Source organism: Lunatibacter salilacus (genome assembly GCF_009797935.1).
GTDB lineage: Bacteria > Bacteroidota > Bacteroidia > Cytophagales > Cyclobacteriaceae > Lunatibacter > Lunatibacter salilacus.
The window spans coordinates 148,646-162,863 of record NZ_VOLC01000003.1; the positions used below are offsets into that span (position 1 = coordinate 148,646).

The window sequence follows — 14,218 nt, forward strand, 5'->3', positions numbered from 1 at the left end:
GTTTTCTAGAAAATTCTCCCTGTTTTCTGTGTTAGCTCCTTGTAATGGTGCAGGTGATAGGTTAGCATTCCCTGAATTTTTCTTACTTTAGCTTTATACTCCATTATATTTATGAAATTGAGCATGACGCAAGCGCCACACGGAGGAATAATTATAAATCACGCGAGATTCTCCCGATTCTGATCGGGACGGGCTATGTGGCCATTAAAAAACAATTACAAACACATGAAATCGAGCATGACGAGATCGTCACACAGTGGGATGATTATAGTTGCGAGATTCCATCCCGATACTCGGGACAAGTTATGACCGTTAAAAATCAAATTATAAACACATGAAATCGAGCATGACGCAGGCGACGCACGGAGGGATGATTATAATTGCGAGATTCCATGTGGCCATTAAAAAACAATTATAAACACATGAAATGCCCATGAGAAAAATTCACACACAGGGGGATGATTATTTTGGGCATTCCATCTGACCGATGAAAAACAAATTATAAACAGATGAAATCGAGCATGACGCAGGCGACGCACGGAGGGATGATTATAATTGCGAGATTCCATGTGGCCATTAAAAAACAATTATAAACACATGAAATTAAAGGATAAAGTAGTTATCATAACGGGAGCCACATCAGGCATTGGTAAGGCATGTGCCTTTGCGTTTGGCAGTGTTGGGGCGAAAGTAGTCATTACTGGAAGAAGCCAACCAAAAATAGACAATACGCTGGTACAACTTCAAAAGGCAGGAATCGAATGTTTGGGGTTGTTGGCTGATGCGGCCTCTCAGGAAGATAACGAAAGGGTGGCAAAGGACGCAGTAGCCCACTATGGAAAAATAGACATTTTGGTCAACAATGCAGGCATTAGCATGCGGGCACTTTTTAGAGATTTGGACATGAAGGTTTTCCATCAGGTTATGAATACGAATTTTTGGGGGGCAGTCTATCTGACAAAGGCATGCCTTCCGGAGGTTGTAGCCAACAAAGGTTCCATTGTCGCAGTCTCATCCATCAACGGTTTCAGGGGAACACCTGCCCGGACGGCCTATACGGCAAGTAAATTTGCCATGAACGGTTTTTTTGAATCCCTAAGGACAGAGGTGATGAAGCTAGGGGTACACGTGCTGGTGGCCTGCCCGGGCTTTACGGAGTCCAATATTCGGAATATCGCATTGACCGCAGATGGTAGCTCCCAAAAAGAATCCCCTAGGGATGAAGGTAAGATGATGAGTTCGGAAGAGGTGGCACAGGCGATCTTGATGGCTACTTTGAAAAGGAAACGGGATATTGTTTTGACAAGTCAGGGCAAGTTGGCACATTTTCTGAACAAATGGGTCCCTGGGATCATGGATGGTATAGTCTATAACCACATGGCAAAGGAAAAAGACTCACCGTTTAAATAGGGTTCGATGCTTCAGGATATCTTGCAGGTATATAAAAACAGACTAGTGGATCTTTCTTCCAACAACCGGTCGATCTTTTTGCCAAAGCTGATTCATCAGCAGATGATCGACCTGAAGGATTTTCACTTTCTGAACAACCATCCCTCCTTTTTCTATATTACCGAGCTACTTGGGAGAAAGCGGAATATTCCCCTGATCCAATTGAATGACGCCAGGGATAAAAATGTCAACCAGCTTTCCCAGCGGCTGAAACGGCTGCAGCAAAACGTGAAATTTGCGGAAGAGGAAACGGGTGAGAAAAACCTGTTTGTAGGATGGCCCTTTGTAGAAGGCAAGCTGCTTAATGACCAGTTGATTCGCTGCCCCCTGCTTTTTTTTCCAATTAGTCTGGTTCTGGAGGAAAATGCGTGGTATCTCAGAAAAAACCCCGGTGAACTTCCATTTTTAAACCCTTCATTTTTACTGGCCTACGGGCAAGCCCAGGGAAAGCCGCTGGACAAGGTTTGGATGGAGCAGTCTTTGGAAGATTTTTCCAAGGATCCGAGAGGATTTCGGACTGACCTATACCATCATCTCCAAAAGGGACTGGTGCTCAATTTCAACCGGGAAATATATCAGGATAAGCTGGAGATTTTCCCCGAGCAAAACCGTGCGTTTTTTGACGATGCATTCAGTACCGGGATACTGAAATTGAATCCCTATGCCGTATTGGGTCAGTTTCCCCAAAAAAGTTCATTTTTGATGGACGATTATACACAGCTCATCGCCGAAAATAGCCACCAGGATCTGGATGGGTTGCTTGAATCGTGGTTTAGTACTTTTGATGCTTCTCCCAGGACTACAAAAGAAGACAACCTTTATACCACTCTCCCATTAGATGCCAGTCAGGAAGAAGTCATAAAAAATGTAAAAACTGGCGGATCCTGTGTCGTTCAGGGACCTCCGGGTACAGGCAAATCCCAGTTGATCTGCAATCTGGTCACAGATTTTATTTCCCGGGGAAAAAAAGTTCTTGTGATCTCGCAAAAACGGGTAGCATTGGATGTAGTCTTTGAGCGGCTAGCCCAGCAGGGGTTTGCCAATTTTGCGGGTTTGGTTCATGATTTTCGCGGCGACCGCAAAGAACTTTATAAAAAAATAGCCCATCAGATCAGTTCCCTAGAAAGTTATCAGGAACTTAACCGATCCGTGGATGCCATACAGTTGGAAAGGAATTTTAGCCAAAACTGCCGAATCATCGAACGGAATATTGATTTTTTTTCCGAATATAAAGAGGCCTTGTTTGATGTGTATGATTGTGGAGCACCTATCAAACAACTCTATGTATCCTCATCAGCAGACGAAAAAAATATCGACCTTAACCAGTATTATAAGTCTTATCGGTTTGGTGAACTAGATTCGTTTTTCAGGGATTTTGAAGTTTTTCATGATTACTATAAAACCTATGATTATCAGTCATCCTTTTGGTTTCACCGGGTAAACTTTTCTTCTTTTGAGTCTTCAGCTCTCAGCGGATTTAGAGATATCTTGCATGAGATAGCTCAAGTAAAGGAATCGGCCGAAAGCAAGCTGAAGAAATGGCTGGCCCAGGATTTTGAATTTAATGTTATTTTTCAATCTTTTGAAAACCGGGAGAAACTAGCACAGCTGAAGGAGATCATCACAGATGAAAGTGTTTTCAATACGCTCAAGGAGCTTATGCCATTGGGAAAAAACTCCTTGGATGTCCTTTGGCTGGAAAACAAAGTGGATACTATAGCGAAACTTTTTCAATCTATCGGCATAGAATGGTATACAGCCGATGAGGATGTGGAGCCTACGTTCAAGCGTGCGATCCAACTTCTTGAGTTGCTTGACTCGTGGGTTGGCAAAATCAAGCTTAAATCAAACCCCAAAAAGTATTGGGATATTCTGAACCTGCTGGATTTGAATCAGCTTAAGAAAAATAAGGAAGGGGTAGCCTTTTTGATCGAGAAACTGGAAAACCGACTTAATCTGAACCATCAATACACGCTACTCAAGCAAAAGGAATGGATTACGTTGCCTGAAAAACCCTTTGAATGGAATCGGTTTAAATCTATGGCGGACAAGTTGACTTTAGCCATTAGGGCCCGATTCTTAATGGCTGACTTGGGGGTTTTGGTTTCCTATATTTACCGTCAACCTATGTCATTCGCTCATTTTCACGGGACCTTGGATGAATTGATACGGCTCAACGAATGGGGGCTTGAACATCTTCCAAAGTGGCGAATTTATCTCACAGATATTCAGTTGAAGCATCTTTTGGGTGCTCCTGATGAGGAGAAATTATTTCCTGTCCTCGCTACTCTCCCCAAGGATTTTGAAGCTTTGGTTCGTTTTGACACGCTTAAAATGAATCTGCGTGAGGCGGATCGCAAAGTGATGGAGAAGTTGATGGATAATTTTCCAGAGTTGGACTTTGAAAGTCAAAAACAGATTTTTCTTGCGAATCTTAAAATAAGTTGGATCGAGCATTTGGAGGCGAAGTATCCCGTACTTAAGGAGCTTTCAGGGCCTCAGATGAGGGGAGTTATCACCGAATTTCAAGAGGCAGTGGAGGAAAAAAGTAAAATTTCCAGATTCATTGTTGAAATGAGGCTACGTGAAGAAGTTTGCAGCAAGTTGGAAAATAATCGGTTGGGGAACCTAATCACCTACAGGGACTTAAACCACCAAGTAACAAAAAAAAGTCAGCTTTGGCCGGTGAAAAAGCTTGTTTCAAATCATGCCAAAGAAATATTTAAACTCATCCCATGTTGGTTGGCATCTCCAGAGACTGCCGCGGCTTTGTTTCCCTTGGAACCCTATTTCGATTTGGTCATTTTTGATGAGGCTTCCCAATGTTATTTTGAACGCGCCCTCCCCGTGATGAGGCGGGGAGTACAGGTTGTAGTTGCAGGCGACAGCCATCAATTGCAGCCCTCTGACTTGTATAAGGTGCGGATTGAAACTGAAGAGGAGGCACCGGAATTGGAATTGGAATCCCTACTTGAGATGGCCTCCAGATACTTCCCAACATTCCAGCTCAAGACTCATTATCGAAGCAGCTATTTACCCTTGATTCATTTTTCCAACATACATTTCTACAATAACTCCCTTTCCATGCTACCCGATATGCAGTCTCTAAATGAGGAGATTATTTCTTTGCGAAGGATAAAGATGAATGGGGTCTGGGAAAAGCAGACTAACCGGGAAGAAGCTGAAGAAGTAATTCATCAAGTGAAGCTTCTCCGGGAGAAATTCCCGCAGGAAAGCGTGGGAGTGATTACCTTTAATTATTTCCAGATGGTTTTGGTAATGGAATTATTGGATGCTGAGGGCTTGTTAAGCCATCAAGAAAAAATCAAGGTGCGAAACATTGAAAATGTTCAGGGCGACGAGTTTGATCGGGTTATTTTTACTGTGGGATATGCGCCCAATTTATCCGGGAAATTTACGGCCAATTTTGGGCTACTCAGTAAAAAGGGAGGGGAAAACCGACTAAATGTAGCAGTTACCCGTGCAAGGAAAGAAATAATCCTAATTACCAGTTTGTCGTCAGCAGATTTTAAAGACTCATTAATGGGGAATCGTGGAATAAAGATGCTGCGCGATTATATTGCCTTTGTAGAAGATGTGGAGGCCGGGAAAAATATTGACGTTAAACCGGTAATCCCCTCTGATTTTGAGGATACCTGGTCTTTAAAGAATCAGCTTTCGGGTGAGTATGGGAATCATATGGTTGGAGAAAATGCTTATTATAGGGTAATGGATCTCGAAGTAAGGGAATCCGGAAAACTATCCTCAGCTCTATTAACAGACGACCAGCGGTTTTATTCAGCCAATAATGCCAAAGAGTCACTGGTTTACCACCCGAAATTATTGAGTGCGAAAAACTGGAAACCAATCTACGTTTTCAGCAGGCAATACTGGCTTGACCGCGCTGACCTACTCCAGACGAAATTGGGCAAAAAAGATAGTCATCTCCCCAAATAGGGGAGTTAGTTGTCACCCAACAGCTTGATGCCCACCGATTCAATTCCCTCTAGTCGTTCTTTTCTCATGTATTGCCAAATAGTTATCTGTGTGGTTTCGGGAAAAATTTTCCCTTTCCCTAACAATGTATCATATACCGTGTGACGATTGCCAAAGCCTTTCCCAATAGGCCTTCCAGTTTTAGAATCGAAAAGGGCAATATTCACCAAAGTGTCCTGGAGGATTGAGGCTGTACTGTCTTCCTGCACAAACCGTATATACAGGTTGTGGAATTCATATGTGTCCGTATATCGTATGGAGACTACAGGTATGGTTGATTGGGGTTGAATTTCTCGAATTTTAAATGATACCTTCTCTTCCAATTTCCATGAACCATCCTCAAAATCCCTGTAATCTTCGAACACCCTGTCTGTATTACAGGAGGATATTACCCACCCAATAACCACAATCGTCAAAAACCCCACTATGAGATCTTTATTCATTGGAGCCATTGGTTTTTGGAGGTCCGGAGTTGCCACGTCGTCGGTTGTTGCTCCTTCTTTTCTTTTTCGGTGTCTCGGTGTTTCCACCTGAAACTTCCCCTACTGGTTTTGTGTTGGCCTGTGGCTGTTCCGAAGGAAATGGTTTAGGTCTATTTTGGCTTCGTCCCTGGCTCGGTTTTCGATTCCTGTTGGGATTTCCTGAAGGTGTACCTCCGTTTGGTTGTTTTTGTACGGAAGCTGGCACAGTTTCTTCGCCGTTTGCTCCTTGCTTATTTTTGGGTTTCCGCTTCTTTTTCTTTTTTGTTTGGCTAAACTTTTTGTCCAGTAATTCCAAATCCCTGTTTGAGTTTGAATACACTTCCTCCGAGTCTATCTCTTTATCCTGCTTCAGGCTGGAAGGTGTTTCCCCTCTTTCGTTCATTTCCATAATTTCCGTTACCCGGATACAGTCCACAGCATGCCAGTTATTGTCATCATTGTAGCTGAACCACATAAGTTTCCTGAAAATGTCCGTTTTCTGCAGTTTAGCGGTACCTGCTTCCGTCAACAGCGGCTTTTCCACGTTGGGTATGTCTTTCAATGCGCTCATGTAACTGTCCAACTCGTAGTTAAGGCAGCATTTAAGCCTACCGCATTGACCTGAAAGTTTGCTGGGGTTAAGCGAAAGGTTCTGATACCTTGCCGCTGATGTGGTGACGCTCTTAAAATCGTGGATCCAAGTGGAACAGCAAAGTTCACGGCCGCAAACGCCGATTCCTCCCAGCCTTCCGGCTTCCTGCCTGAGACTGATTTGCCGCATTTCTATCCGGATTTTGAATTCAGAAGCCAGAAATTTAATTAGCTCCCTGAAGTCCACTCTGTCCTCGGCGGAATAATAAAAGGTTGCTTTGGAGCCGTCCGCCTGAAATTCCACATCGGAGAGTTTCATCTTCAGCGATATCTCATCAATGATTTGCTTTCCCCGATAGAGGGTAGGAAGTTCTCTGTTTTTAGCATCCTGCCATTTGTCAAGGTCCTTTTGGTTTGCTATTCGGTAAATCCGCAGAATGTTGTCGTCATCTTTAATTTTTCTCTTCTGCATTTGAAGCCGAACCAATTCGCCTTGCAAAGAAACGTAGCCTATGTGGTGCCCATTGGGTACGTCCACTACAACGGGGTCGCCGGTGGTAAGGGGAAGGTAATCTACGTTTCGGAAATAATCCTTTCGACCTCCCTTGAATTTTATTTCTACAATATCGAATTTGTCCATTTCAGGCAATCCCATATGGGAAAGCCAGTCAAAGGAATTCATTTTATTACAATCGCTCGTACCGCAAGTGCCGTTGTTTTGGCAGCCACCGACATTGTCGGTTCCGGTAGAGCAGTTACTACATCCTGCCATAATTATATATATTTAGGGAGTACCACTCCTCGTTAACTGGTTGGTAAGCGGCCTATTTGATCACCTGTAAGATGTCCTGTCCGATGTCTTTCCGGTAATAGACGCCATCCCATTGAATTTGATTTACTCTCGCGTAAGCATTAGAAATGGCATCTTGCATTTCTTCGCCCTTTCCTGTAATGCCCAATACCCTGCCTCCATTTGTAAGCACCACACCGGATTCATCCGTGGATGTGCCCGCATGGAATACCCAGCTTTCAGTTTGAGATGATTCCTCCAAGCCTTGTATGTGCTTTCCTTTTTCATAAGCATCCGGATATCCTCCGGCGACCATAACTACAGTAGCGGCAGTAAAGGGATTTATCCCCAAGGTGTATTGGCATAATGTGCTAGTTGCGATACTTGAAAGCAATTCTACAAAATCGCTTTTGATCCGGGGTAAAACAGCTTGGGTTTCGGGGTCTCCCATACGCACATTATATTCAATTACATAGGGATCTCCAGCCTTGTTCATTAGGCCTATAAAAATGAACCCCTGATAAGGGATATTATCTTTTCTTAATCCTAAGAGGGTAGGCAACACCACATTGTCCCTTACCTTTTGCATAAATGCCTCATCCGCAAAAGGAACGGGACTCACAGCTCCCATGCCTCCCGTGTTTGGACCGGAATCATTGTCGCCTATTCGCTTGTAATCTTTGGCCTCCGGCAAGATGACATAATCGGAACCGTCTAAAGCAACAAAAACTGACAGCTCAATTCCCGTCAAAAATTCCTCGATTACTACCTTCTGAGAGGCGGTGCCGAACTTGCCTTTGAGCAACATTTCCTCAAATTCCGCGCAGGCTTCATCAAAGTCGTTGCAGATTAAGACCCCCTTTCCCGCTGCCAAACCGTCAGCTTTAAGCACAATAGGCAAGGTTTGCTGCCGAATATAGGACAACCCTTCCTCAAGGGTTTCTTTGGTGAAGCTTTGATAGGCTGCGGTTGGGATACCGTGCCGTGCCATGAATTGTTTGGAAAAGTCTTTGCTTCCTTCTAATTGAGCCCCTAATCTTCCTGGGCCAACCAAAAGAATGTCTTTGAGTTCATCGGACGCTTCAAAGTAATCGCGAATACCTCTGACTAGCGGTTCCTCAGGACCCACTACGACCAGGTTTATTGCTTTTTTCAGACAAAATGAACCTAATTTCTCAAAATCATTTACTTCTATGGACACGTTCTCACCTAACGTTGAGGTGCCTGCATTTCCGGGTGCTATGTATAACTCCTCACAATGGGTACTTTGGGTAATTTTCCACGCAAAGGCATGTTCTCTCCCCCCACTGCCTATAAGCAATATTTTCATTGGTTATTTTTAGTTTAGTTGGCGTGTTCGGAGATGAATTTAATCCTGTAAACGCGAATCTCTTCCTCTGAGAAATCCTCTTCTTCCAGTTCTCCTAACGCATCTTTGATGTGGTCAGAATCCGCTGTCATGAAGTAATCATGCAGGATATCTTCCCGTTCTTCATCCATTATATTATCAATGTAATAATTAATGTTAAGTTTGGTTCCACTGTAGATAATCTGCTCCACTTCGTGAAGAAGTTCTTTCATGGAAATATTTAAATTGTTGGCAATCTCATCCAGGTCTATTTTTCGGTCAATCTGCTGAATGATCGAGATTTTGACCTTTGATCGGGTCCCGGAAGTTTTGACGACAACATCTGATGCGGTTATAATATCGTTTTCCTCTACATAATTTTCAATAAGCTTCAGAAAGGTAGCTCCAAATTTGGATACTTTCCCCATGCCCACCCCGTTGATTTGGGCCAGTTCATCCCGGCTTGTAGGATAGACGGTGGCCATCTCTTCTAACGAAGGATCTTGAAAAACCACATACGGAGGAAGACCTTTTTGCTTGGCTACTTTTTTCCTTTCCGCCTTTAGCAGTTCAAATAATTTTTCATCATAAGCTTTGCCCACGCTGTTCATCTCCTCGGAAGAAATAGTTTCTGCTATTTCGTCAAAGTTGTGGTTTTTGCTTATGCTGATAGGATAAGGGTTCTTCAGATACTCTTCGCTTTCATCTGAAAGAAGGATTACGCCATAATTTTCTATGTCTTTATCTAAAAGCCCAAAAATCATAACCTGACGAATCACTGTTTTCCAGTGGATCTCATCTTTATCCTTGCCTTTTCCAAATACCGATAATTTGTCGTGTCCGTAGCTGATGATATAATCGTTCTCTACTCCTCGAAGTAGATTTACGATGTGGTCGAGGCCAAACCGCTGTTGGGTCTCTTTGACAGCTTCGATGATTAATAGTGCATCTTCCTGGCCGTCAAACTTATCCTTTGGTTTTTTGCAATTGTCACAAAACCCACAGTCCTTCTTCATTTGCTCCCCAAAATAATGAAGCAAAAATCGCCTGCGGCATACAGAACTTTCGGCATAGGCAGCCATCTCCTGAAGCAGCACTTTGGCATTCTCCCGTTCATTTACGGGTTTGTCTTTGTTGAATTTCTCCAGCTTGACAATGTCTTCATAGCGGTAGAACATCAGACAATGACCTTCGAGTCCGTCTCTTCCTGCCCGCCCGGTTTCTTGGTAGTATCCCTCCAAAGATTTTGGCACGTCGTAGTGAATCACGTATCTTACATCGGGCTTGTCTATGCCCATACCGAAAGCGATAGTAGCAACGATGACATCTACTTCTTCATTGAGAAAGTCATCCTGGTTTTTCACCCGCACATGTCCGTCCAATCCGGCATGATAAGGTGCTGCTTTAACGCCATTTACCTGAAGTAATTCGGCTATTTCTTCGACTTTCTTGCGGCTAAGGCAATAGATGATTCCGGATTTGCCCTTGTTGGTCTTGATGTACTTGATGATCTGCTTTTTGGTCTCATTCTTTATTTTTGGCCTCACCTCGTAATAGAGGTTTGTCCGGTTAAAGGATGACTTGAAGAGGTCAGCTTCTTCCATCTGCAGGTTTTTTTGAATGTCCTGCTGGACTTTGGGTGTTGCTGTTGCTGTCAGCGCTATTACAGGAAGATTGTTCCCCACCAAACTGATTATGGTTTTTATCTTCCGGTACTCAGGTCTGAAATCATGCCCCCACTCCGAGATGCAATGCGCCTCATCTATGGCTACAAAACTGATGTTAGAACCACTAAGGAAATTGATGTTCTCCTCTTTGGTCAACGATTCTGGCGCAACATACAAGAGCTTGGTAAGCCCGGCTTTCACCTCACTTTTCACCCTGTTGGTTTCTGATTTGCTCAAGGTGGAATTGAGGAAATGGGCATTGATCCCAAATGAATTCAATTGGTCCACCTGATTTTTCATTAATGCAATCAGCGGCGAAATAACAATGGCCGTGCCATCCTTAATCACCGCCGGCAGCTGATAGCAAAGCGACTTGCCTGCCCCGGTAGGCATTATGACAAAGGTGTTATTTCCTTTTAATATATTGTCAACTATTGCTTCCTGATTTCCCCTAAACTGGTTGAAACCAAAAATTCGTTTTAAATTTTCTTTTACAGTAGAATCCACTCCCTAAATCGTTTAAAGATTTGCCCCGCTCATTTCATTAAAGTATGTAGGAAATCTTTCCTACTTTTGTACAAATTTAATGATTAACAGCAGCAAAATTGAATTTAGTGAAAAATATTAAATATACCGCTATAAAAGTTTTTCAAAACGAGGCTGAGGCGGTAAAAGGACTTATATCTTTTATAGACGACGACTTTGAAGGATGTGTGAACGCAATTCTTTCCTCTAAAGGAAGAGTAGTCATTACAGGTATCGGAAAAAGTGCTATCGTCGCCAATAAAATTGTGGCAACGCTGAATTCTACAGGTACTCCTTCTTTGTTTATGCATGCGGCTGATGCAATTCATGGGGATTTAGGTATGATTAAAGAAGAAGATTTTGTAATTTGTGTTTCGAAAAGCGGAAATACTCCGGAGATAAAGGTGCTGGTTCCTCTTTTAAAAAGATTGGGGTCCAAGTTGATTGCTTTGGTTTCCCAGAAAGACAGTTATCTGGCTGAACATGCTGACTTTACCCTGTATGCTGGTTTCGAAGTTGAAGCCTGCCCCAATAATTTGGCACCGACTACCAGTACCACTGTACAAATGGCCATGGGGGATGCGCTAGCCATTTGCCTGCTTGAATCCAGGGGTTTTACAGCGGCTGATTTTGCCAAGTTCCATCCAGGCGGATCTCTCGGCAAGAGACTATATCTCACTGTAGAAGACCTGGTGGCAAGAAATCAGGTTCCCATTGTTCATGCAGACGCATACCTGCATGAAGTAATTGTGGAAATTAGCAGTAAACGCTTGGGTGCGACGGCAGTCGTGGGTGATGATAAACAGTTGTTGGGCATCATTACAGACGGAGACCTTCGGAGGATGCTGGAAAAGGATCCGAACTTGACCGTGGTACGGGCATCTGATATCATGACCGCTGAGCCCAAAACCATCTCCACGGCTGAGTATGCCATACATGCACTTGAAATCATGAAAGAATTTAATATCACACAACTCGTAGCCATGCAAGAATCCAGGATCATGGGCTTTGTCCATATTCATGACTTGATGAAGGAGGGGATCGTCTAGCATTTATGAAAAATCAACCATATATCGTTATACTTGCAGGCGGTTTGGGGATAAAACTTTGGCCTCAAAGTAGATTCAGCAAGCCCAAACAATTTTTAGATTTGATAGGCACCGGCAGAACCTTGCTGCAGATGACCTTTGACCGATTTGTACAGAACTATTCGGTAGACCGTTTTTTGATTGTTACCAGTAAGCGGTATTTTCAGCTGGTAAAGGAGCAGCTTCCGGAACTTAAAGACAGCCAGATAATCGTAGAGCCCATTCGCAGAAATACAGGTGCATCTTTGGCTCTTGTTAGCTATGTTATTAAAAAGCTGAATCCGGATGCAACCGTAATTGTCAGCCCGTCAGATCAATTAATAGTAAATGAAATCGCATTTTTCAATGCCATTAATGAGGCCATACAGGTTTCAGAATCATCTGATAAACTCGTTGCCGTCGGTGTCGAACCTCATAGTCCCGATACTTCCTGTGGGTACATCCAATATTTGGAACAACCCGGCCAATTGGCCATGAAAGTAAAAACCTTTACGGAAAAACCGGATCTTGAGCTGGCTGAAACTTTTGTCAATAGCGGGGATTTTCTATGGAACTCAGGCATATTTATTTGGAATAATGAAAGTATCATTAAAACTATCGAAAAGAACCTTCCGGAATTGGCCGAAGTTTTTGAAGAGGGCACTCCTTACTATGGGACCTCCGATGAATCTGCCTATTTGAAAAAAGCCTACAGTCTTATAAAAAGTGTTTCCATAAACTATGGAATTCTTCAAAAATCGGATAATGTGTACGTGGTATTGGGGCAATTTGGATGGTCTGATTTGGGATCATGGCAGAATTTGTATGACCTGAAATCGAAGGACGGCAGTAAAAATGTCCCTGAGGGAAACACCTTGCTGTATGATACGGAAAATTGTTTCGTAAAAGTCAATCCCGAGAAACTGGTCGTTATTCAAGGATTAAAAAATTACCTTGTAAGTGACAACGACAACGTACTGTTGATCTGCAAATTGGGCGAGGAAGATAAATTCCGGGAATTTTTAAAAGACGCTAAAGAAAAAGGAGGGGATTATATTTAAGACCTCATTCATTTTCTTCTGAGTCGGAATTTGTACTGGATATAAATTTTTCAGGGATTTGGCTTTTCGCAGCCACTCCCAGTTTTCTGAGTTTTTCTACCTGACCGATCAGGTTTCCGTTACCGGTGTGTAATTGTTTCATTGCTAGGGAATATGCGTCTGAGGAGCGCTCAAGGTACTTGCCCATGTCTTCCAAGGTGCCCAAAAAGGAAACAAATTTATCATAAAGCATACCCCCCCGATTAGCAATTTCCAAGGCGTGTTTCGTCTGGTCATCGCGAACCCACAGATCCTTGATCATCTTCAACGCCGCAATGAGATTACTGCTGCTTATCATCAAAATCCGCTTTTTATAGGCATATTCCCACAGGTTGGGATCGGCTTGAACTGCTGTGATATATGCCGCTTCTACAGGAACAAACATGATGACAAAGTCCAATACTTTGGCATAGGACTCGTATTGCTTGGAAGACAATTGGTCAATATGGGTTCGGATAGCGCGAACGTGGTCTTTCAAGGCCTTTGTTTGTTCGGACTCATCGCCGGAAGAGCAAAATAGTTCGTAAGACAATAAAGATACCTTGGAATCAATAATTACCTTTCTGTCGTCCGGATAATTGATGGTTAGGTCGGGTTGCATTTTTTTGCCGTCAGGACCAAGGAGATATCCTCCTGAATTATCCTTTAAAAATTCCTGGACCACGTAATGCTGGTTTCTTTCCAGCCCCGAATTCTGAAGAATGGTTTCCAGAATGGCCTCTCCCCAATTTCCCCTGATCTTCGAGTTTCCTTTTAGCGCATTGGTGAGATTTCGGGCCTCCTCACTGATTAGCTGGTTTAAAGCTGCCAGTTCTTTTACCCTGGATTCCAACGAAAACCTTTCCTTGGATTCCTTATCGTAGGTCTCCTGAACTTTATTCCGAAAAGACTCCAATTCTTTTCCCAAGGGGTGGAGTAGTTGTTGGATGTTTTCTCTGTTCTGAAGAGAAAATTTCCGGGACTTTTCCTCAAAAATGGAATTCGCCAACAATTCAAACTCATTGGCGAATTTCTTTCCCATTTGCTCCCATTCTCCTTTCTGTTGTGTGATTTTCTCCTCTAAATGAAGTTTTTCTTGCTGAAGCACCGCATGTTTTACCTGGAGATCCCTTACTTGTCCTTGGAGTGATTCACTTCGATGTTGACTCTTTTGCAAAAAGAAGAAGAGGGTGCCCAAGGCGATAAAAAGTAACAACGCAACCAGAAATATAATTAACTCCATGG

9 protein-coding genes are annotated in these 14,218 nt (G+C 43.1%); 4 read left to right on the plus strand and 5 right to left on the minus strand.

Annotated features, from left to right (window positions below; genetic code table 11):
• The first annotated feature begins 597 nt into the window (after positions 1 to 597).
• Both FQ608_RS05640 and FQ608_RS05645 read left to right on the plus strand, forming a co-directional pair.
• Positions 598 to 1,410, plus strand: coding sequence for an SDR family oxidoreductase (locus FQ608_RS05640; protein ID WP_158856848.1), 813 nt, complete (start codon positions 598 to 600; stop codon positions 1,408 to 1,410).
• Between the two features lie 6 nt (positions 1,411 to 1,416).
• Positions 1,417 to 5,406: an AAA domain-containing protein gene (locus tag FQ608_RS05645; RefSeq protein ID WP_158856849.1), complete on the plus strand. Its 3,990-nt coding sequence runs from the start codon at positions 1,417 to 1,419 to the stop codon at positions 5,404 to 5,406.
• Positions 5,407 to 5,411: 5 nt separating this feature from the next.
• Here FQ608_RS05645 and FQ608_RS05650 read toward each other — a convergent pair whose 3' ends face one another.
• Genes FQ608_RS05650 through recQ form a run of 4 tightly spaced genes read right to left on the minus strand, consistent with a single transcriptional unit; the run spans position 5,412 to position 10,809 of the window.
• The gene (locus tag FQ608_RS05650; RefSeq protein WP_234364080.1) at positions 5,412 to 5,888 is read right to left on the minus strand and encodes a gliding motility lipoprotein GldH; all 477 of its coding nucleotides are present in this window, start codon (positions 5,886 to 5,888) and stop codon (positions 5,412 to 5,414) included.
• Entirely contained in the window at positions 5,881 to 7,269 is a 1,389-nt protein-coding gene (locus FQ608_RS05655) for a PSP1 domain-containing protein (RefSeq protein ID WP_158856850.1), read from the minus strand. Before FQ608_RS05655 ends, FQ608_RS05650 begins: the two co-directional genes overlap by 8 nt.
• Before the next feature lie 52 nt (positions 7,270 to 7,321).
• On the minus strand, positions 7,322 to 8,617 hold the full coding sequence (purD, locus tag FQ608_RS05660; RefSeq protein ID WP_158856851.1) for a phosphoribosylamine--glycine ligase: 1,296 nt from the start codon (positions 8,615 to 8,617) through the stop codon (positions 7,322 to 7,324).
• Positions 8,618 to 8,631: 14 nt separating this feature from the next.
• On the minus strand, positions 8,632 to 10,809 hold the full coding sequence (gene recQ / locus FQ608_RS05665; RefSeq protein ID WP_158856852.1) for a DNA helicase RecQ: 2,178 nt from the start codon (positions 10,807 to 10,809) through the stop codon (positions 8,632 to 8,634).
• A 98-nt stretch (positions 10,810 to 10,907) separates the two neighbouring features.
• On the opposite strand from recQ, the gene FQ608_RS05670 reads away from it, so the two are divergent.
• Both FQ608_RS05670 and FQ608_RS05675 read left to right on the plus strand, forming a co-directional pair.
• Positions 10,908 to 11,876: a KpsF/GutQ family sugar-phosphate isomerase gene (locus FQ608_RS05670; RefSeq protein ID WP_158856853.1), complete on the plus strand. Its 969-nt coding sequence runs from the start codon at positions 10,908 to 10,910 to the stop codon at positions 11,874 to 11,876.
• A gap of 5 nt (positions 11,877 to 11,881) precedes the next feature.
• Positions 11,882 to 12,955: a mannose-1-phosphate guanylyltransferase gene (locus FQ608_RS05675; protein WP_158856854.1), complete on the plus strand. Its 1,074-nt coding sequence runs from the start codon at positions 11,882 to 11,884 to the stop codon at positions 12,953 to 12,955.
• Positions 12,956 to 12,959: 4 nt separating this feature from the next.
• Here the strand turns inward: FQ608_RS05675 and rmuC are convergent, their stop codons facing one another.
• Positions 12,960 to 14,216, minus strand: coding sequence for a DNA recombination protein RmuC (gene rmuC, locus FQ608_RS05680; protein WP_158856855.1), 1,257 nt, complete (start codon positions 14,214 to 14,216; stop codon positions 12,960 to 12,962).
• Positions 14,217 to 14,218 lie beyond the last annotated feature (2 nt).

What these genes read in the sequence shown, in the direction of transcription:
- FQ608_RS05640 (WP_158856848.1), top strand. Translation starts at nt 598, where the DNA reads ATGAAATTAAAGGATAAAGTAGTTATCATAACGGGAGCCACATCAGGC.
- FQ608_RS05645 (WP_158856849.1), top strand. Translation starts at nt 1,417, where the DNA reads ATGCTTCAGGATATCTTGCAGGTATATAAAAACAGACTAGTGGATCTT.
- FQ608_RS05650 (WP_234364080.1), bottom strand. Translation starts at nt 5,888, where the DNA reads ATGAATAAAGATCTCATAGTGGGGTTTTTGACGATTGTGGTTATTGGG.
- FQ608_RS05655 (WP_158856850.1), bottom strand. Translation starts at nt 7,269, where the DNA reads ATGGCAGGATGTAGTAACTGCTCTACCGGAACCGACAATGTCGGTGGC.
- purD (WP_158856851.1), bottom strand. Translation starts at nt 8,617, where the DNA reads ATGAAAATATTGCTTATAGGCAGTGGGGGGAGAGAACATGCCTTTGCG.
- FQ608_RS05675 (WP_158856854.1), top strand. Translation starts at nt 11,882, where the DNA reads ATGAAAAATCAACCATATATCGTTATACTTGCAGGCGGTTTGGGGATA.
- rmuC (WP_158856855.1), bottom strand. Translation starts at nt 14,216, where the DNA reads ATGGAGTTAATTATATTTCTGGTTGCGTTGTTACTTTTTATCGCCTTG.